The organism is Picosynechococcus sp. PCC 7117, assembly GCF_001693275.1.
GTDB lineage: Bacteria > Cyanobacteriota > Cyanobacteriia > Cyanobacteriales > MRBY01 > MRBY01.
On the sequence record NZ_CP016477.1, the window covers coordinates 2803195 to 2822944 of the forward strand.

General features: G+C 49.2%; 17 protein-coding genes. 10 read left to right on the forward strand and 7 right to left on the reverse strand.

What is annotated here, in order from left to right; all coding sequences use genetic code 11:
- Window positions 1-7 precede the first annotated feature (7 nt).
- Window positions 8-4684: a PAS domain-containing protein gene (locus AWQ22_RS13355; protein WP_065711408.1), complete on the forward strand. Its 4677-nt coding sequence runs from the start codon at window positions 8-10 to the stop codon at window positions 4682-4684.
- A gap of 18 nt (window positions 4685-4702) precedes the next feature.
- Here the strand turns inward: AWQ22_RS13355 and AWQ22_RS13360 are convergent, their stop codons facing one another.
- Complete coding sequence (locus AWQ22_RS13360; protein ID WP_232321391.1) at window positions 4703-5503, reverse strand: hypothetical protein; 801 nt, start codon at window positions 5501-5503, stop codon at window positions 4703-4705.
- Window positions 5504-5801: 298 nt separating this feature from the next.
- Between AWQ22_RS13360 and AWQ22_RS13365 the strand changes: the two genes are divergently transcribed.
- From AWQ22_RS13365 to AWQ22_RS13385, 5 genes are all read left to right on the forward strand, one after another.
- Window positions 5802-6698, forward strand: a complete 897-nt coding sequence (locus tag AWQ22_RS13365; protein ID WP_071925390.1) for a lipopolysaccharide assembly protein LapB — start codon at window positions 5802-5804, stop codon at window positions 6696-6698.
- Window positions 6699-6752: 54 nt separating this feature from the next.
- A complete protein-coding gene (gene ligA / locus AWQ22_RS13370; RefSeq protein ID WP_065711410.1) occupies window positions 6753-8774 on the forward strand; it encodes an NAD-dependent DNA ligase LigA in 2022 nt (673 codons plus the stop codon).
- Between the two features lie 207 nt (window positions 8775-8981).
- Entirely contained in the window at window positions 8982-9167 is a 186-nt protein-coding gene (locus AWQ22_RS13375) for a PCP reductase family protein (RefSeq protein ID WP_012308243.1), read from the forward strand.
- A 101-nt stretch (window positions 9168-9268) separates the two neighbouring features.
- Complete coding sequence (locus AWQ22_RS13380) at window positions 9269-9985, forward strand: OB-fold-containig protein (protein ID WP_065711411.1); 717 nt, start codon at window positions 9269-9271, stop codon at window positions 9983-9985.
- Between the two features lie 64 nt (window positions 9986-10049).
- Window positions 10050-10268, forward strand: a complete 219-nt coding sequence (locus AWQ22_RS13385) for a hypothetical protein (protein ID WP_030007410.1) — start codon at window positions 10050-10052, stop codon at window positions 10266-10268.
- 24 nt (window positions 10269-10292) lie between these two features.
- Here AWQ22_RS13385 and AWQ22_RS13390 read toward each other — a convergent pair whose 3' ends face one another.
- On the reverse strand, window positions 10293-10637 hold the full coding sequence (locus tag AWQ22_RS13390; RefSeq protein ID WP_065711412.1) for a hypothetical protein: 345 nt from the start codon (window positions 10635-10637) through the stop codon (window positions 10293-10295).
- A gap of 266 nt (window positions 10638-10903) precedes the next feature.
- On the opposite strand from AWQ22_RS13390, the gene purB reads away from it, so the two are divergent.
- The 4 genes from purB to AWQ22_RS13410 all read left to right on the forward strand — a co-directional run bounded on the left by purB (window position 10904) and on the right by AWQ22_RS13410 (window position 15193).
- Window positions 10904-12199: an adenylosuccinate lyase gene (gene purB, locus AWQ22_RS13395; protein WP_065711733.1), complete on the forward strand. Its 1296-nt coding sequence runs from the start codon at window positions 10904-10906 to the stop codon at window positions 12197-12199.
- Window positions 12200-12430: 231 nt separating this feature from the next.
- Window positions 12431-13129, forward strand: coding sequence for an EAL domain-containing protein (locus AWQ22_RS13400; protein WP_229364887.1), 699 nt, complete (start codon window positions 12431-12433; stop codon window positions 13127-13129).
- A gap of 179 nt (window positions 13130-13308) precedes the next feature.
- Complete coding sequence (locus AWQ22_RS13405; protein ID WP_065711413.1) at window positions 13309-14448, forward strand: GTP-binding protein; 1140 nt, start codon at window positions 13309-13311, stop codon at window positions 14446-14448.
- A gap of 175 nt (window positions 14449-14623) precedes the next feature.
- Entirely contained in the window at window positions 14624-15193 is a 570-nt protein-coding gene (locus tag AWQ22_RS13410) for a lipopolysaccharide assembly protein LapB (protein ID WP_065711414.1), read from the forward strand.
- Window positions 15194-15301: 108 nt separating this feature from the next.
- Here AWQ22_RS13410 and AWQ22_RS13415 read toward each other — a convergent pair whose 3' ends face one another.
- The 5 genes from AWQ22_RS13415 to AWQ22_RS13430 all read right to left on the reverse strand — a co-directional run bounded on the left by AWQ22_RS13415 (window position 15302) and on the right by AWQ22_RS13430 (window position 19661).
- Window positions 15302-16078 (reverse strand): hypothetical protein, encoded by a 777-nt coding sequence (locus tag AWQ22_RS13415; RefSeq protein ID WP_065711415.1) that lies wholly within the window; start codon window positions 16076-16078, stop codon window positions 15302-15304.
- 665 nt (window positions 16079-16743) lie between these two features.
- Complete coding sequence (locus AWQ22_RS16780) at window positions 16744-16908, reverse strand: hypothetical protein (protein ID WP_012308252.1); 165 nt, start codon at window positions 16906-16908, stop codon at window positions 16744-16746.
- A 113-nt stretch (window positions 16909-17021) separates the two neighbouring features.
- Window positions 17022-17681, reverse strand: coding sequence for a Fe2+-dependent dioxygenase (locus AWQ22_RS13420; RefSeq protein WP_065711416.1), 660 nt, complete (start codon window positions 17679-17681; stop codon window positions 17022-17024).
- Window positions 17682-17755: 74 nt separating this feature from the next.
- The gene (locus AWQ22_RS13425; protein ID WP_065711417.1) at window positions 17756-18580 is read right to left on the reverse strand and encodes a hypothetical protein; all 825 of its coding nucleotides are present in this window, start codon (window positions 18578-18580) and stop codon (window positions 17756-17758) included.
- Window positions 18581-18647: 67 nt separating this feature from the next.
- Window positions 18648-19661 (reverse strand): multicopper oxidase domain-containing protein, encoded by a 1014-nt coding sequence (locus tag AWQ22_RS13430; RefSeq protein ID WP_065711418.1) that lies wholly within the window; start codon window positions 19659-19661, stop codon window positions 18648-18650.
- Window positions 19662-19750 lie beyond the last annotated feature (89 nt).

A 19750-nucleotide genomic window follows, 5' to 3' on the forward strand; every position in this document is an offset into this window, starting at 1 on the left:
TCGCCCTATGGTTGCTACTCATTATAGTGTTGCGGTTTTATCAACGGATATCAGCGTTTACCAACGGCTGCAAACGCTTTTGGTGGGGGAACAGGCTGAAGATTTACAACTGGTTTGGCTTGATTTGACGACGGAGTCTGCCCTGCAAAGTTTGGGCCGCCATGATCTTTATCTCAGCGATGCACCACTGCCTTATTTGATTGACCATGCTGAAGTGCTGCAACGGTGGCCTTGGATTGGGTTAGCGGATGAGGTAGCGCTACAGGATGAAATGTTGCGCCTTGGGGTTTTGGATTGTTTTTTGTGGTCTGAACTGACGGGGCCGCTGCTGGTCCATACGCTGCGGGTTGCCCTACGGACGATGTTGGGCCATGGCCAGGGGACACTTTCGCCTGCACCTTTAGGTGATTTCCAAGGCGATCGCCTCCAAACGTTGATTCAAAATATTCCGGGCACCGTGTATCGCTGTTTAAACACGGCAGAATGGCACGGGATTTACTTCAGCGAAACCATTGAACAATTGGTGGGTTATCCTGCTGCGGACTTTCTCCCAGGGGGCGATCGCCATTATGCGAGCCTAATCCACCCCAATGACCAGGCCTTTGTGCGCCAGATTATTGAGCGTAAAATACAGGAGAAAAAACCCTTCGCCCTTGAATATCGCCTCAAACATCGCGACGGCACAGTGCGATGGGTCGATGAACGGGGACAAGGGGTCTTTGATGACCAGGGAAATTTGCTGTGGCTCGATGGGGTGATCATTGATATTTCCGAGAAAAAGGCGATCGCCCTCGAATTAAACCAACAGGCCATCCACTACTACGAAAAAACACCAGCAATGTTGCATTCGATGGATGCAACGGGGCAAATCCTTGCGGTTAGTGATCGCTGGTTGCAGGTGCTGGGTTATGAACGGCGGCAAGTCATTGGCTGCAATGTAACTGATTTTTTGACACCAGTTTCCCGCCAGAAAGCCCAACAAATCCTCCTGCCCACCTTAACGACCCAAGGCTCCGTAGAAGATGATGCCTATCAGTTCATCAAGAAAAATGGCGACATTCTAGAAGTGGAGTTGGCGGCTGTCTGCGAACAAACAAACCATCACTCTCGGCTATTAGTCGTCTTGACGGATGTGACCGCCCGTAATCACTTAGCCCAACAGGTCAACCGTTATCAAACCCACCTCGAAGATCTCATTGAGCAACGCACCCAAGCCCTCGCCGCGAGTCAAGCCCGCCTTGCCCAAGCCCAGGCGATCGCCCAGATTGGCGTTTGGGAATGGGATGTCCAGGCAAATCAAACCTACTGGTCTCCAGAAACATTTCAAATCTTTGGCTTTGCCCCCGGTGAAATTCAACCCAATGCGGAAACCTTTTTTGAGCGGGTGCACCCCGACGACCGCGATCGCATTCGCACCAATATTGAAAATATCTTTACCGGTCAATCCCTCCCAAGTTCTGAATATCGCATTATTACGCCCGACGGCGAAGTGCGTTACCTCAAGGATTACCACGAGCTGACCCGGAACGAACAGGGACAACCCATTTTCCTGGGGGGGGCAGTGCAAGACATTACGGCTATGCAGCAGACCCTCAATGCCCTGGCCGCCAGTGAAGCCCATTTAGAGAAGGCCCAGGCGATCGCCCACATTGGGAGCTGGGAGCAACACCTGACAAGCGATGACCTCATTTGGTCTGACGAAGTTTATCGCATCTTTGACCTAGAACCCCAGGCGATCGCCCCAACTTTTGACCAATTCATGGCGATGGTACACCCTGATGATCATCCCCACATTAAAAACAACATCAAAAAATTAGAAGCAAGACAAAGCATCAAGGGCTTTGAATACCGAATCATCACTGCCCAGGGTCGTGAAAAAATTGTGATGGAATATGCAAATTCCCTCCAAGATGCCCAGGGTAACGTCTATGGCTTTGCTGGCACTATTCAAGACATTACGACGATCAAACAGACCCTCAATGCCCTGCAAAAAAGTGAAACGCGCTTCCGTGAACTGGTTGAGCATATCGACGAAGCGTTCTGGATCAATTCCCCTGACCCCACCGAAGTGATTTATGTCAGTCCGAACTACGAAAAAATTTGGGGCCTTAGCTGTCAAAGTCTCCTTGATGACGGCACATCTTGGCTAGCAGCAGTACACCCAGACCACGAAGGGCAAATCCAACAGGCGATCGCCCAGATGCAGCAGGGCCAAAACTTTGACGAAGAATACCGGATTGTCCGCCCCGATGGGGTTGTGCGTTGGATCTATGCCCGCTCTTTCAAAATCTATGACCCAAGCACTCAACAACTGTTGCGCCATGTGGGGGTCATGACCGATGTTACCGAACGCAAAGAAGCAGAACTCAAACTACAGTCCCAGGAAGCGCGCCTACGGACAATCTTCGACCAGGCCGCCCTGGGGATTGTGCAAATTGACCGCACCAATCATTTCTCCTTGGTCAATCAAGCCTTCTGTGAGATCTGTGGCTACAGTGAAGCAGAATTACAGCAGTTCACCTGGCAAGAACTCACCCACCCTGAAGATATTTGTATCTGTCATGAGGCACGGGCAAAGCTCGACCGCCGCCAAGCGGCCAGTGCTGTTTTAGAAAAGCGTTACCGTCACCGCCTGGGACATTTTATTTGGGTGAAGGTGATTTGCTCTTATATTTACGATGACCAGGGCCAACCAGAATATCTTTTGACCATTATCGAAGACATTAGCGAATACAAACAGGCGGCGATCGCCCTGGTCGAAAGCCAGCATCGCTACCAAAAAATGGTCGATGGCATCCCCGCGATCATCTACCAATATTCGCCCCAACGGGGTGGTTTGTTTTATTCTTCCCAGGTGGAGCAGATCCTTGGCTATGAAGTGCAACATTTGCTAGATGAACCAGAACTCTGGCACCGGTCGATCCATCCAGAAGATGTCGTCGATGTCGATCAAGTCCTCCAAACCTTACACACCGGGAAAAACTTTGAGCTGGAATATCGGATCCGGGATGCTACTGGAAATTGGCACTGGTTCTACGACTGCTCCTTTAATATCCATGCGGTCGATAGTGGCGATCTAGTTATTGATGGTTTTGCCCTAGATATTACGGAGCGAAAAAACTTTGATGAGGTGCTCCGCCATCGCCTCAAGCTCGAAACCATGCTGGCTGAGATGTCCCATCTGATGGTCGTTGAAGCTGAGCTGAATTTAGAGAAAGTTTTAGCGTTACTGGGGCGTACTTTTCAGGCAGACCGCGTTTCGGTGATGATCAGCCAAATGGAGGCCAACTCTGTCGAACGCCTTGTGAGTTGGCATGCTGGCCCTCACCTCGACCTCGACGAAAACTTTAACACCATCGATCTCAGTGCCTATCCTTGGTGGTTAGACCATTGGCAGCAACAAAAAGTCATTCTCTTTGATCGCCAACATCCCCTCCCGGAAACGGCAAAACCGGAACAGACATTGGTCGCTTACTTGGATCTTAAGGCAGTATTGTGGGTGCCGATTCAGGATGCGACCGGGCAACCCTGGGGTTACATTGCTTGCTCTTCGACAGCGGTAGATCATCTGCTGTGGTCAAAGGAAGATGCGGATATTTTGGCGATCGCCGGGAACTTGATCTACAACTATTACCAGCGGCAGCAGGCCAATAAGCAACTCGAACTGGCGAAGGAATTGGCGGAGGCTGCAAACCATGCTAAAAATCAGTTCCTCACAAGCATGAGCCATGAACTAAGAACCCCCCTAAATGCGGTCTTAGGCTTTACCCAAATTATGGAGCGATCGCCAGACCTCTCGACGGATCACCAGGAATACCTCAGCATCATTCATCGGTCGGGGAAGCATCTCCTTGCGTTGCTCAACGATATTCTTAACCTGGCCAAATTTGAAAAGGGCACCCTACAACTAAACCCCAACCTGTTTAATCTCCATGATCTTCTGGATGATCTCGCCCAAATGTATGCCCTCGAAATCCAGCACAAAAATATCCAGCTTGATATCCACTGGGACGAACAGGTGCCCCGCTATATCAACGCCGACCAAGCAAAACTCCACTCCGTGCTGCTCCATCTTTTGAATAACGCCCTCAAATTTACCGACAGTGGCTGCGTTCAACTGACGGTCAAAACCCTGGCGCAAAATCCCCTCCGTCTCCGGTTTAGCGTCACGGATACAGGGATTGGCATTGCCGAAACAGATTTCACCAGACTCTTTGATAATTTTGTGAAATTAGAAGCAGGCGATCGCATGGGTCAAGGCAGTGGTTTGGGCTTGGCTCTCAGTCAAAAATTTGTCAACCTCATGGGCGGTGAAATCGTTGTCAGTAGCCAGCCAGGAGTCGGTTCTTGTTTTTCCTTTGAGCTCACGGGGGCGACCCCGGCCAACCCGATGTACCTGGCCCTCTATCCTCCCCAAGCACGGGATGAACAACTCCCAGCCTTAACACCAGAGGCCTTACAAAAATTTCCCCCTGAATGGTTAACTGCCTTTCACCAAGCCGCCCTCGCGGCCCGGGCCCAACACCTCAAAGCCCTCATTGATCAACTGCCGCCCCAGGCAACGGCGATCGCCCGGGCCCTAGAAATCTTGGTACAAAAATTCGCCTTTGATACCCTGGCCAAACTCAGCCAACAAAGAACCCCCAATGACTTTTCTTCATCAAAGGGGGAAACTGGAAGTTAGCCTAAAAACGACCGTGATTTAGCCCTCACTATCCTTTGGTTTGGGTCGAGGCACCGGTCTCGCTCTGGCAGTTGCCCCATGGCTGTCACTGGCGTGATGATCGGCGACGGGTCTGGGCTTGCTCTTGTCGCGGTTAAAGGGTTTTCCGCCTGGCTTGGGGCCTTTGCGACGGCTGCTGATATAGCCAATATCTTCGCAGGTTTGAATCATCAGCATATTATCGAGGAGCTTCGCCTGGAGATCGTAGAAATGGTTAACGGGGCGATCCGGCAGAGCACCGATCAGTTGAATCTTGAAAAACTTGGGCTTGTCCCCTTGCTTCTTCGGGGATTGGCGAATTTTAACGATGACTTTTTTGGATTCGGCATCATAGAAAACCACCTGGCCGCGAATGGAAAAATAGCCGTCTTCGACTTGGTCACTGGTGGGAATAGACTCCGTGAGGGCCTCTGGATCATCAAGGTTTTCGGGCTCCCAAATGCCGAGAATCTGGAGGTGGAGATGGTTATCATCCTGACGGGTGCGGGGATAGACGACCCAAACGTGCTCTTGGTTGAGGTCAATGTGATTTTTGATCAGGCTAATCACACGACCCAACAAAACGGCTTCGATGGTGCCATCTGTTGTGGCGATCGCCCCCTTACTAATTTGCTCTGGATCTTCGGGGGTATATTTGCCGCGCACAATGCCAATGGCCCGATATTGACGGGGGTGGCTCGCGGGGGGAATGGGATGTTGCCGTAGTTTTTGGGAGGTCGTCTGGTCCTCATGGGGATTCGGCGCTGGTGGAGACGATAGATGATGGTTAGATTCAGACACGGGCTTATCCAATGCTTTCTAGGTGGGCTAACAAAAAATACAGATCGTTTTCGATACCAGATAGTCAACTATCAGACATCAACATCATCGGTAGGCGATCGCCATCACGATAAAAATTAGCATTCTGCCTTCGATCATATAGGACGGACGAAGACGTTTAGCGCCTGCCTATTGTACTCAATGGGGTGTCAGAGGTGATAAATCAGTAAAATTTAGATAAAATTTTGCCAACCTTCTGACTTTTCCGGTCTTTTGGGTCTGGTTTTTATCCCTCTAGTTTTCCCCACTATCTATAGCCATGGCGAGTCACATCATCGAAAAATACTATCGTCCCCGTCCCTGGGTCTATGGTCTTTCTGGGCTTCTGTTTCTGTTGGCTGGGGGACTTTTGGTGATGCCCCGCTTCGACCAGTGGATGTTGGCCCGGCAGACGGCAGCGGCGGCTAAGGTGCAACCCGAAACAACTCCTGATCCGGCGATCGCCCTCCTCGAAAAAGACCAACAAAGTTATGAAATCTGGTTAGAAAAAGAACCCAATAACGAGAAAGCGCTGCGGGGTCTCTTGGATACCAGCCTCAAGCTTAATGATTTAGAAAAAACGGCCACTGCCCTCGATGGTCTGGCGCAAATCCACAGTGATAATCCCGATTACCTCGTCCTGTTGGGCCAGGTGGAACAGGAGGCCAAGGATTATGAAGGAGCGGCGGCCACTTACAAAAAAGTGTTGTTGACAGATCCGACCCACATCAACGCTCTCCAGGGCATGGTGGATCTGCTCCTGGTGCAAAATCGGCCAGAGGGGGCGATTGAACTGCTCCAAACCACCCTCAAGGACATGGGGCAATTAACAGAAGACGAAACCATTGAAATTGATCCAGAAAAAGTGACGTCTATTCAACTGATGCTGGGGCAAATTTACGTCGCCCAAAAACGCTTCGGGGAGGCGATCGCCATCTATGACCAAGCCGCCACGGTGAATAAAACAGACTTTCGGCCAGTCCTCGCCAAGGCCATGGTCTTAAAAAATCAAGGGAATGAAGCCGCCGCCAAACCCTTTTTCATGACCGCGATCAACCTCGCCCCCGCCACCTACAAAGACCAAATTAAGGAAATGGCCGTGCTCAGTGCCGCAGATCTCAAGGCCCTCGAAGCCGTCCCCACCGAAACCGATCCAGAAGCAGAGGCAACGGAATAATTTCCCTGGGGCGATCGCCTATAATGGCGGCTTGAAAATCTTTCCCCCGAACCCATGTCCGACGCCCCCCAAACCCGCCTGGCCCAACTGCGATCGCAACTGCAAAAAGCAGCCTATGCCTACTATGTCCTCGATGCGCCGTTCATGGAGGATGCTGTCTATGACCAGCTCTATCGGGAACTGGTGGCCCTGGAAACGGCACATCCCCAACTCATCACCCCCGACAGTCCTACCCAACGGATCGGCGACCAGCCCGCCACCCAATTCACCAGCGTCAAACATAATATCCCCCTCTACAGTCTGGAAAATGCCTTTGACTTTGGGGAACTGACCCAGTGGGAACAACGGTGGCAACGGGCGTTGGCCGGAAAAATCCCCAGCGATTCCGGTTATGTGTGCGAACTTAAAATCGATGGCTCGGCGATCGCCTTAACCTACGAAAACGGCATTTTAGTGCGCGGAGCCACCAGGGGCGACGGTGTGACAGGGGAAGAAATCACCCAAAATCTGCGTACCATTCGTACCATTCCCTTGCGTTTAAACCTCGACAATCCGCCCCCTTTAGTGGAGGTGCGGGGGGAAGCTTTTTTACCCCTAGAAACCTTTGAAAAGATTAACCAAGAGCGGGAAAAAGCGGGCGAAAATCTATTTGCTAATCCGCGAAATGCCGCCGCTGGTACTCTACGACAACTCGATTCCCGGATTGTTGCAGCTCGCAAGTTAGACTTTTTTGCCTACACCCTCCACCTCCCAGAATCGCACAATTCCCCTCAGCTAAACAGCCAATGGGAAGCTCTCGAATTTCTGAAAAAAATGGGGTTTCGAGTCAATCCAAACCGTGAGCTTTGCCCTAATTTAACTGCCGTTAAAAATTATTTTGAAAAATGGGATGAAGGCCGCAAAAAACTCCCTTACCTGACCGATGGGGTTGTCGTTAAACTCAATGACTTTTCCCTCCAGGCTGAGTTGGGCTTCACCCAAAAATTTCCCCGCTGGGCGATCGCCTTGAAATATGCCGCCGAGGAAGCCCCCACCACCGTCAAAGACATCATCGTCAACGTGGGCAGAACGGGGGCTGTCACTCCCATGGCCGTCATGGAACCGGTGCAACTGGCAGGAACAACGGTACAACGGGCCACCCTCCACAACGAAGACCGCATTAAAGAATTAGATCTTAGAATCGGTGATACAGTCGTCATTCGCAAAGCAGGGGAAATTATTCCGGAAGTTTTGCGAGTTTTAGTTGATTTACGCCCAGAAGCAACTATTCCTTACGAATTTCCAAGTCATTGTCCCGAATGCAACTCAGCCCTGGTACGCCCCTCTGGAGAAGCCGTCGCCCGTTGTGTGAATAGTTCTTGTCCGGCGATTTTGCGGGGTTCCCTCGTCCATTGGGCTGGCCGCGACGCCCTCGATATCCAGGGTTTAGGCGAGAAAAATGTGATTCTTTTGATTGAGCATGGTCTAGTGCAATCCATCGCCGACATTTATGACCTAACCAGCGAACAGTTGCAGTCTCTCCCCCGTATGGGGCAAAAGTCAGCGGCAAATTTAATCCAGGCGATCGCCCACTCAAAAGATCAAGACTATGCCCGTGTTTTGTATGGTTTAGGCATCCGCTTTGTGGGGAAAGTCAATGCAGAAATTTTGGCACAAAACTTCCCAACTTTAGACCAACTCCAAAAAGCCAGCTTCGCCCAATTACAGGGAGTTTATGGCATTGGCGAAGAAATTGCCCAGTCCGTCGTCGATTGGTTCCGGGTGGATGCGAATCAACAATTGATCGAAAAGCTGCAACAAGCGGGCTTGACCTTTGCCCAAACCCAGACGGCCCAAACCCAAGCCAATCATCAGATTTCCGGTAAAACCTTTGTGATCACAGGGACATTACCGACCCTCAAACGCACTGAAGCTGCCGAAAAAATCAAAGCAGCCGGCGGCAAAGTCACGAGTTCTGTCAGCAAAAATACTGACTATCTTGTGGCGGGCGAAAATGCCGGATCTAAACTAGACAAAGCCCGACAATTGGGGATTCAAGAACTGAATGAAAACCAGCTTTTAGAGTTGTTGATATAGAAAAAATCTTTTGAATATGACGCAATCTCAACCGCCAATTGCCGCCCTGGCGCTCCGTTAGAGAATCGATGGCAAGTGACTTGGGATTTGCCGTGGAGACAAAAACATTTGCACTAAAAAAATATCAAGAAATTTAACGAAACCGCGCTTTTAACCCCCGGAAATCCTTGCTATGATTCAGAAAACTCCCCCTAAGGTACTGAAACGATGACTTATCCTAATTTTCCTGACGAAATCCCCTGGACGGAAGAAGCGAAAACCAAATACAAAAATATTCCTTTTTATGCCCGTTCCCAGGCGCGACAAACCATCGAAGAACTTGCCCGTGAAGAAGAAGTTGAAGAAATTACGGCGGAACTGGTGATGCGCGCGCAACAAAAATTTGGGAAATAAGTCTAGAGCTAGATTATGGTGGTGGCGATCGCCAAAAAAATTCCTAGATTTGGGGAGCGACCCGTGCGAATTTTTTACTCTGTCCCGGATACGGTGCATCCATGATTTTTGATGCGTCAAACTTAGGCTACTGGGTGCTTCTGGGGAGTGGCATCCTGTTGTATTTGTTTGTCATTTTCTCTGGGGGTGGGGACGATGACCTCGATATGGAGGCCGATTTTGATGCGGACATTGACGCCGATATGGACTTAGATGCCGACATTGATGGTGATCTCGATGGGGATACCGAGGTTGAGGGCGAAGGGTTTGGTCTCTGGTCGGTGTTGTCTTGGTTTGGCTTTGGGCAAGCGCCGTTGATGTTGCTTTTGGCCACAGATTTGAGTCTGTGGGGTCTGTTGGGATGGATGTTCAACGTGGGCCTGGGGACACCGACGGGATTTTTAGGGATTGTGGTCTTTTTTGGGAGTGGGGCGATCGCCTTCTGGATCGGGAAACTGTTGGCTTACCCCCTGGGGAAAGTGTTTGCCGCCTTTGGGGAAGATGTCAGCAGCGATCGCCTAATTGGGTGCCTGGGGGTGGTCTCTTCTAAAACTCTCCCCCATTACGTCGCTGGCAAAATTGGCCAAGCGGATGTGTACGATTCGGCTCGGAACCTGATGACTGTCCCGGTGAGTTTACCCCACTGGGCCGAGGTGATTCCCCGACGGGGCGACAAAATTTTGATCGTTGATCGCACCGAACATAGCTATCTGGCGATCGCCAAGGATAGTTCCGACGAAGACCGCTGGCTCGCTGAAGTGAAACAGCTTCCCCAATAATCTTTTCCCCTTTTGCCCTAGGATAAGGCCAGGCCAAATCGCACCTTGTGGAGAGTGAGCACCGATGCCGATCGAAATTATTGTGATCGTCGCCGCTTTAATTATTTCTTGGTTAGTTTTTACCGCGTTTATCAAAATCGTGAAAACCAGCGTGCAAACCGCTGTGACCATTGCGGCCATTGTGCTGGTGTTGCAACTGGTCTTCGGGATTCAGTCGGGGCAGGTGATTACACAGATTATTGAACTCCCCCGCATCATCTGGGACTTTTTCAATAACCGCTAAGGCATAAACATTAAAGACCTTTGGCTAACGGTACTGTTCAATTAAATCCGCCAGACGGTCGAGTACCTGCTTAATTTGCGCATCGGTTTTATGCTCTAGGCCCATGGCCACCATCAATAGGCCCATTTCCACTGCATCATTTAGGCTCAAGGCTAGATCAACGGCTTCGGTAGCTTCGAGGACATCATGGAATTTTTCTGGGTGATCAACGCTTAGGTCAACGTAGATAGCAGCAGGGTTTTTGCGAGGATCGTCTCGTTTTTCTTCCACGCGAGAGATGCGATTGGCCCGTGCCGTCACACTGGTCACATTACTGGTGAGGGTGATGTCACCCGTGGTGATTTCTGTGGTGAATAGTTTGTTTGTCATGGTACAAACCCCTCGGCGATCGCCAACGATAATTTAGAACAACATCGGCTACTTTTAGCTTAACTCCCTCCTTTGGGGGCAGGCCGGAAACTGTACATATCTTGAGCTTGATGGCGCTTTATGGTCTAAACCGAACTTTAGGGCAATGCCGACGAGAGACTTCTGTCCCAAAGGCGATCGCCTCCCCCGTAAACCCCCGTAAAAACATTGCCAAAATTTGAACAACCCCTTGTAAAATAGCTAGGTTGTATTCTGCGGCACATCTCGTGATTGAACGTTATACCCTCCCCGAAATGGGGAATCTCTGGACAAATGAAGCAAAACTCAAGGCCTGGCTGAAAGTCGAAGTTGCCGTCTGTGAAGCGCAAGCAGAGTTAGGGTATATCCCCACAGAAGCCGTAGAAGAAATCAAAGCCAAAGCCCAGTTCGACGAAGCGCGGGTTTTAGAAATTGAGAAAGAAGTGCGCCATGATGTGATTGCTTTTCTCACCAACGTCAATGAATATGTCGGCGATGCGGGACGCTATATTCACCTCGGCATGACCAGTTCCGATGTTCTGGATACGGCCCTTGCTCTGCAGATGGTGGATAGCCTCGATCTAATCCTGACCTGTGTCGAAGAACTGATTCAAGCGATTCGCTACCAAGCCCAACAACACCGCTACACCGTGATGGTGGGTCGTTCCCATGGTATCCATGCCGAACCGATGACCTTTGGGTTTAAGCTGGCGGGTTGGCTGGCGGAAATGCTCCGGAACCGCGATCGCCTTGTCGCTGTGCGCAAAGAAATTGCCGTGGGACAAATCTCTGGCGCTGTGGGAACCTATGCGAACATTGAACCCCGCGTTGAAGCTTTAGCTTGTCAAAAACTCGGCCTGGATCCCGATACTGCTTCGACCCAGGTGATTTCCCGCGATCGCCACGCCAACTACATGAACCAATTGGCTGTGTTGGCCGCCAGCATCGAACGCTTTGCCGTAGAAATTCGCAACCTCCAACGCACCGATGTATTAGAGGTCGAAGAATATTTCTCCAAGGGTCAAAAAGGCTCTTCAGCGATGCCCCACAAGCGCAACCCGATCCGTTCTGAACGTTTAACCGGGATGGCACGCTTGGTGCGGGGTAATGCGATGGCCGCCCTCGAAAACGTTGCCCTCTGGCATGAGCGGGACATTTCTCACAGTTCCGTCGAGCGGGTTGCCGTGCCCGATAGCTGCATCCTCGTGCATTTTATGCTGCGGGAGACCATTAGCCTCGTGAAGAATCTTTTGGTGTACCCAGAGAACATGAAACGTAACATGAACATCTATGGCGGCGTGATTTTCAGTCAGCGGGTACTGCTGGCCCTCGTCGAGAAAGGCTTGACCCGTGAGGATGCCTACCGCCTTGTGCAAGGTTGCGCCCACACCGCCTGGAACACTGAAGGCGGGAACTTCCGCGCCAACGTCGAGCAAGATGCGGAAATTACCCAACACCTCTCTGGCGAGGAGATTGCAGCCTGCTTTGACCCACAATTCCAACTGCGTCACCTCGATCAGGTCTACCAACGCCTCGGTATCTAAACCTTTCGTTTAACCGACGTCAATTTGGCGATCGCCTTTTTTGAACTAAGATCCAAGAGAGGCGATTTTTTATGGATAAATATTGATCTTCATGGAAACAAACCCTAACCGCTGAATATGTTGATGTTCAATATTGATCATCGCCAAGATAGTTAAGAGACCCTATAAATTAGGTGCACCATGGAATGTAGAGAATGCACGAATCGAAATAAACTCGATTTCGAATTCACAATGGCCTTTCAACCCATTGTCAACCTAGAAACCCAAACAATTTTTGCCCATGAAGCCCTGGTGCGGGGTTTAAATAATGAGTCAGCCCAAGCAATTTTTCAACACATTAACGACAGTAACCGCTACTTATTTGACCAGTCCTGTCGCACCACAGCGATTCGTCTTGCTGCAGAACTGCATATTCCCTGTTTTTTGAGTATTAATTTCTTACCCAATGCCGTTTATGAACCAGAACGCTGCATTCGCACAACCCTAGAAGCGGCGGAAACCTATGGATTTCCCATTGAGCAAATTATTTTTGAGATTACCGAAAGTGAACAAATCACAGATTTAGTCCACCTCCGAAAAATCGTTGAATATTATCGAGCCCGTGGTTTTAAAACAGCCATTGATGATTTTGGGGCAGGCTATGCTGGGTTAAATCTTCTATCAGAAATTCAGACTGATTTGATCAAACTTGACATGGCCTTAATTCGCGGCATTGACCAAGATAAAGTGCGGCAAGCCATTGTCAAAGGTGTACTACAAGTTGCCGGGGAACTCTCTAGTCTTGTCATTGCCGAAGGCATTGAAACCCAAGCAGAATTAACCACCCTCCAAGGGCTAGGCATTAACCTTTTCCAAGGCTTTTATTTTGCTAAACCCACATTTCAATCCCTGGCCCAAATTCCGTCAGATAGGTTTGCCAATGTCGCTTAATTTTGGCGATCGCCATGGTCAATATCGCCCTTCTCCTCTGACGCATTTTTTCCAAGTTGACCGTGGCCTTCTCATCTGCGCATTCCTAACTTTTCCCAAAGCATCGCTCCGACTCTAGACGCCAAAAATACTGTGTAAGATAAGAAGAAGTTGTTTTCTAATTGAAAGTGAAAAATATTATGCCCACAGTCAGTAGCCAAGCCCCAGGTGCCGATACCTTAGATGCCAGTAAAAGTGGCCTTCCCGTAACGATTATCACCGGATTTCTCGGCAGCGGCAAAACGACACTACTAAACCACATCCTCAGCAACCAAGAGGGACTAAAAACCGCTGTCCTCGTGAACGAATTTGGGGAAATTGGGATTGATAATGAGCTAATTGTCACCACCGAAGACAACATGGTGGAACTCAGCAACGGCTGTGTCTGCTGCACCATCAACGAAGATCTGGTGAATGCGGTGCATAAAATCCTTGATCGGGGTGACAAAATTGATTATCTCGTCGTTGAAACAACGGGGCTGGCAGATCCATTACCTGTGGCCTTGACCTTCCTGGGGACAGAGTTACGAGACCTAACCCGCCTAGATTCCATTGTGACCATGGTGGATTGTGCCAATTTTAGTTTGGATTTATTTAATAGTGAAGCGGCCTACAGCCAAATCGCCTACGGTGACATCATCGTGTTGAATAAAACGGATTTGGTTGAGGAGTCAGACGTTGACGCCCTAGAAGTCAGAATCCGCGACATTAAAGAAGGGGCTAGACTCCTGCGCACCCAAAAGTCTGAAGTACCCTTGCCGTTGCTACTCAGTGTGGGCCTGTTTGAGTCGGATAAGTATTTTGATGTGGCAGATACCCATGTGCATCACCACCACAGCCATGATCACCACGACCACGACCATGGGCATAACCATGACCACCACGATCATGACCATGTTTGCACCCCAGAGTGCGACCACGACCACGAACACCATCATCACCACTCAAACCATTTAGAAAACGATGGGTTTACGTCAATTTCTTTCCAAAGTGACAAACCTTTTGCAATTCGCAAGTTTCAATATTTCCTAGATAATCAGTTACCCGTGAATGTGTTCCGGGCGAAGGGAATTCTGTGGTTTGATGAAAGCCCGCTACGCCATGTGTTTCACCTGAGTGGAAAGCGGTTTACGATCGATGATTCGGAATGGAAACCTGGGGAAACGAAAAAAAATCAGTTGGTGCTGATCGGCCAAGATTTAGATGAGGCAACGTTGCGACAACAGATAGAAAACTGTTTCTGCATGCCCTCCAAAAATCGTGGTCAGGGTTTTTCGTAATATCATTTCATTTGCCAACGGCATTAACCGCTGAACGGCCAATCTACACAACGCCTGGGGTAAGGAAAGTCAATTTCTTTACCTCTTTTTCGTCTCGGCAAGATGATCGAGATTTACCGCTAAGATGGAAGGACTTTGGTTTTTTAAGCGCGCTGTTTTTTGGGTTTAATTTTTTATGCGATCGCCCGCTCCTTCCCGGACTGTAACCTTCCCCTTTTGGCTGACCCTCTGCTTACTCTTAAGTTTAGGCACTGTAGGGGTTTTAGGGACAGTGCCAGCCGTTGGTCAGGGGCGCAAACAAAACGCCGAACAAAAATTACTCCAGCGTAAAGATGCGGATCGTCATTTTGAACTTGCTCGCCAGGCCCACAGCGAAGGCAACCTAGAAACAGCACTGTTTCACTGGCACCGGGCCGAGGCGATTTATCGACAGTTTCGCACTTGGGATCAGCTGAATTTAACCCTCACAGCCTTAGCTGATACCTATTTGACTCAGGATAATCTCCAGGCAGCAGAAACCGTCCTGCGGCAACAACTCCATCTGGCCCGCGATCGCCAGGACGTACAGACCCAAGTTGTGGTGCTCAATCAACTCGGCTATCTCCTTGAAAGCCAGGCCCAACCCCAGGTTGCGGCGGCTATTTTTGCCGATGCCCAGGCGATCGCCGCTGGATCGACCACAGGCAAAATTCCGACCATCGCAAATGAATTTCAAACAAAAAAAGCGGCTAGCCATAAATTCTAGCCACTACATCAAGGGTGAGGAAAAGTTTTTTAGGTTAAGTGGATAAGTCCAAGGTTTTTAGCGAGGGAATACGAACCCATATTCAAAGATTGAATATATGATTGCCGCCTAAAACTTCATTTCAAGGTTGAACGATAACACTGCATCCGGTACATCTTCACTCAGTCCAAACAACAAAGCAACTCTTGGTTCAAGCACACGATCTTTACCGAGGCTAGTCTCAAAATAAGCCGCAGGGCCAATAAAGTGGGATTGCTCTTCTGTTCCACCGAAAAATCCTTCTAATTCGCCATAGGCTTCGATTCCTAATGCAACTGATTCACTGACAGGGGTAGAAGCACCGAGAGCATAAGCCAACCCTGCATCTTCGTCTTTGAAAGGAATCTCAACTATGAGATTGCCAATAAGGTTAACGTCTCCAATAGTGACTTCTCCAATAGGGCCAATTTCAAGGGCACCTTCATCAATACCACCTTCATTGGGAATTTCAAGCCCTGCAAAAAGGCCAAAGGCACCGCCATGTCCATGGCCATGCTCTTCATCATCGTCGTCATGGCCATACTCTTCTTCACCTGTCGTAAACAAGAACACGTTAGTGAACTCAATGCCTTCAACCTCTAAGTTCCCGCCTTCGATATCTGCTAACTCAATAGCAAAAGTGGGTTTCCAGAAATCAGTGACTCCATAGCCAAGAGCAAATTCAAAGGCAGCTGCTTCTTCATCGTCTTCTACTTCGCTAAGGGTAACCCCTGACAGTACTTCAAGCTTGAACTTACCTTTATCTACATCAGGATGAATGATTTCAAAGACTTGTGCCTGTGCGGAAGTAGCCTGGAATGCCCATAGGAATAGACCCGGCAAAAATATTTTTTTTAGTGAAAGCATTATCAAAAGACCTCAAGGATTAGATAAAAGGATTCAGATAGGGACAAGAGTATACAGTGAAATCAAACCCAGAATGATAATCATAATCATTTTTGTTTGATTATCAGTTCACTATAAGCAAACTAAGAGGAGATAAACTTCTGTGGAGAAAGTAGACTGGCGGCGATCGCCATACTTGTAGAAATGAGAATATCAAGGTGATAAGAGCAGACTGACACGCTACTCGCTTGGGATATACCGGAATAAAAAGAGATGAGTATGCTGTGCAAGTTAAGAAACAGTGTCGATCAAGCTTTCATCTCAATTGGGGATCGCATCCTTCTACAACAATGGTTTATCTAACGCAAACACGGGCAGGCTGAGTGTGTTCGCCGCTGGGTACGTCCCATGAGAGACCTTAAACTCGCTGCAGCGAATCCTTGGGTTGAGTGCATTACAAAATTCTCCACACACTAAATTTACGAAAACAATAATGATAATCGTTTTCGTAAAAGTCTACAAGGGAGATCGTCTTTTGTGGAGTCTAGTTGGCAAGAATGCTAGCGGGGTGATTCCGCATCAACTGGCGAAAAACCAAGGCAAGCCGCAAACATAAAGTAAAAGAAATCAATCATTTTTTTATACCGAGAAAATAAAGTGGTTTTAACGAAATATCTGGTCTAGCCTCAGGACTCCGCTAAAGCATGGTCTAAACTGAGGGTCGCTAAATAATATTGGGCAAGATCAGGAGCCGTGTGGGGCTGTCTACCTTGGGATTGCTCTGGGGCATGGCTATCTTGGCGGAGCTGCTGGGTAATATCGGTTGTACCGCAGGAGTGGACAATTTTCATGGGATACTTTAATGAAAATAATTCTTATTTAAACTAGATAAAGTGTATCGATACTTAGGAAGTTCGTCAATAGTATTGATACTTATTTTCAATAAAATCTTGGGTGAGTTTGTTTACTCACTCCAGAGCCGCAGGAGATTCGCCACGCTTTTCGAGAGAAGATCAAATTCTGTGGTTTTACCGCTCTGGGCAAACAGGCTACGGCGACTGACATCGAGATCAAATAAAATTTCCCGCTTTTGGGCATCGCGAATCCAACTTTGTACCCAACCCACCGCCACCAAGCGCGTTCCTTTCGTCACCACATTCACCCGGTGCAACGAGGTAGAAGGATAGGCGATCGCCGTTCCAGCAGGCAGTTTATAGCTTTGTTCAGAATCTGCCCCTTCAATGACAAGTTCGCCCCCTTCATAGTCACTAGGTTCATTGAGAAACAGGGTAAATGAAACGTCTGAGCGCATCCCATTCATCAGGGCATTGTCGGTGTGGCGACCATAGGCCATGCCGGGGCCGTAACGGCTAAACAGCAGGGTGTGGACAGTTTTGGGACGGATCGCCGTTTGAAAGAGAGCATTGTTCTGGAGGGCTTGGCGCACTTGCTCTTCTAGGGCTTGGGCCGTGGGGGTTGCCTTGGCCAATTGTTGATTTTCTTTGACCAGTTTGGCATACCAACCTGCCGTAAGTTTGCCATCGACAAATTCGGCTTCGGTCAAAGTTGTGGTTATTTTTTCGAGGGCCTCTGGTGTCAATACCTGGGGAATTTTAAAGAACATTTGTCTTACCAAAAAATCTAAAAAACCCCAGTTTTACCGGGGTTACTGTCAATGATATTCACAGAACTTTGGGATTAGCGGTTGCTGGCGGCTTCAATCTCAACAATACGGCTTAAGACTTCCTGGGGCGTTTTCACGGGGGTTTGGGGTGGTTCCACCGTGGGCCAAGCGGTTTTGAGATCGGCTAAAGCCGTGGCGATCGCCTCCTGAGTCTCCGGGCTGAGTTGATCCGCAACCTGTTCATAAAGCATCTCGCTATGGAAAACAAAACCACGGGAATCTTGGTATTCCACCGCTTCGACGATCTGATCATTGGCGATCGCCGCCGCGTATTCTTCCCCGGCCACCTGGAGGAGATTATTCATGACCCCAAGGACAAACTCAGGGGACTGCAATTCTGCTTCGCCCAAAGCCGCAAGCGCTGTATCAATAGCCTCAATGGAAGCGTCGAGTTGGGTTTGTAATTCGGGAGATTCCGGTGCTGTCTTAATCAAATCATGGGCACTGTTGAGGACATCTTTAAAATTGACCACGCCGCGATCACCCAATTGACCCTCAATGGCACCATACAATTCTTCTACAGGGTGGCCAATATGCGGTTCTGCCTGTTCATATTCCCCCACCGCAATTAATTCTTCGGCCACCATCAAATGTCCCAACATCAACGAGAGGGTCGTGGCATAGTCTTCATCGGGATTGCTGGAACTGGCACCTTCGCCCCCTTCACCACCCTCTCCGCCTTCGCCGCCATGGTCAGCACTATTCTGTTCTACGGCTTCCGTCGTGGCAGCATTTTCTCCTCCCTCCCCACCGTTGTCTGGGACAGAAGTACCGCAAGCCCCAAGGCTAACAGCTAAACCCAGGGTTAAGAACAATTCAACGGGCTTCATAGATTTCATACTAATTAAGAATAATTTTCAAGCTTGCAATACGCTAAGGTTTTTAGTAGTTCTTGTCAATAAAGATTTAGGCTCCGGCTGGGAGCACTTCAAAAAAGCCCATGCAGCCATGTTCGGCGATGTAATCTTGATGGGGATGGAACATATATTTACCAGGGAAAGGATAGGCAAACTCTAGGATGTGCCGTTCGGCGGTGCCCATGGTGACCACATCGCTTGCTTCGTGGGGCGTCATAGCCATGCCAGTGCGATAAAGCTGAAAAAAGTTGGCGTGGATATGGAAGGTAATCGCCGGATCAAACTCGATCATATTCAAGACATAAAGTCGTACCAGTTGATTTTGCACGATGGGGATGGGGCGATCGCGGAACACGTTGGGAATGCCGTTAAAAGCATACAATTCGTTTTTTTCATCATCATTAATATCGTAGCCCCCTAGCACCAACACCATTTCGTCAGCGGGCGGTCTTGGTTCAGGGGGATCAATAATAAAAAGTCCGAATAAGCCTTTACCGATGTGGCGCGTCACCGGGGCAATGTGGCAATGGTACAGGTGGACACCGTAGGGTGTTGCGTCAAATTCATAGATAGTGGTTTGACCATGGCGCACTGGTTTGACCCCATCCATCGTATCGGGGTGAGTCCCATGAAAGTGGAGGGTGTGGGAGTGTCCATCGGCATTATGAAAAATAATTCGGACGCGATCGCCTGCCGTTGCCCGTAGGGTTGGCCCCGGCACCCGTTGATTAATATTCCAACTCACATATTCAAGGGCGGCATTGAGGTAAATAGTGCTGCTGTTGGCTTCTAGGTGAAATTCTCGCACCCGTTGCCCCTTTTCTTCGCTCACTTCCCCGTAGTCAAAATCTCGCAAAATTTGCATCGGGTCAAAGCCATTGCGGGTAATGCTGTCTTGGTCGAAGGTCACCGGAGGAATTTTGACTTCAGCTTGGGCAAGAGAGTTTTTTTTACGCCAACCATAGGTGGCGATCGCCCCTGTTCCCAAACCGACTAATCCTGTCTGTAAAATTTGCCGCCGACTCCAGCGAGAGAAAACCCCACCACGCCTTAAATTATCCATAAACTAATTTCTACTACCCAATTCGTCGCCCGTTATCAGCGGTTGACCACCCTAACTTGAAACGCCATTGATCCTGAACTGGGCTTTTT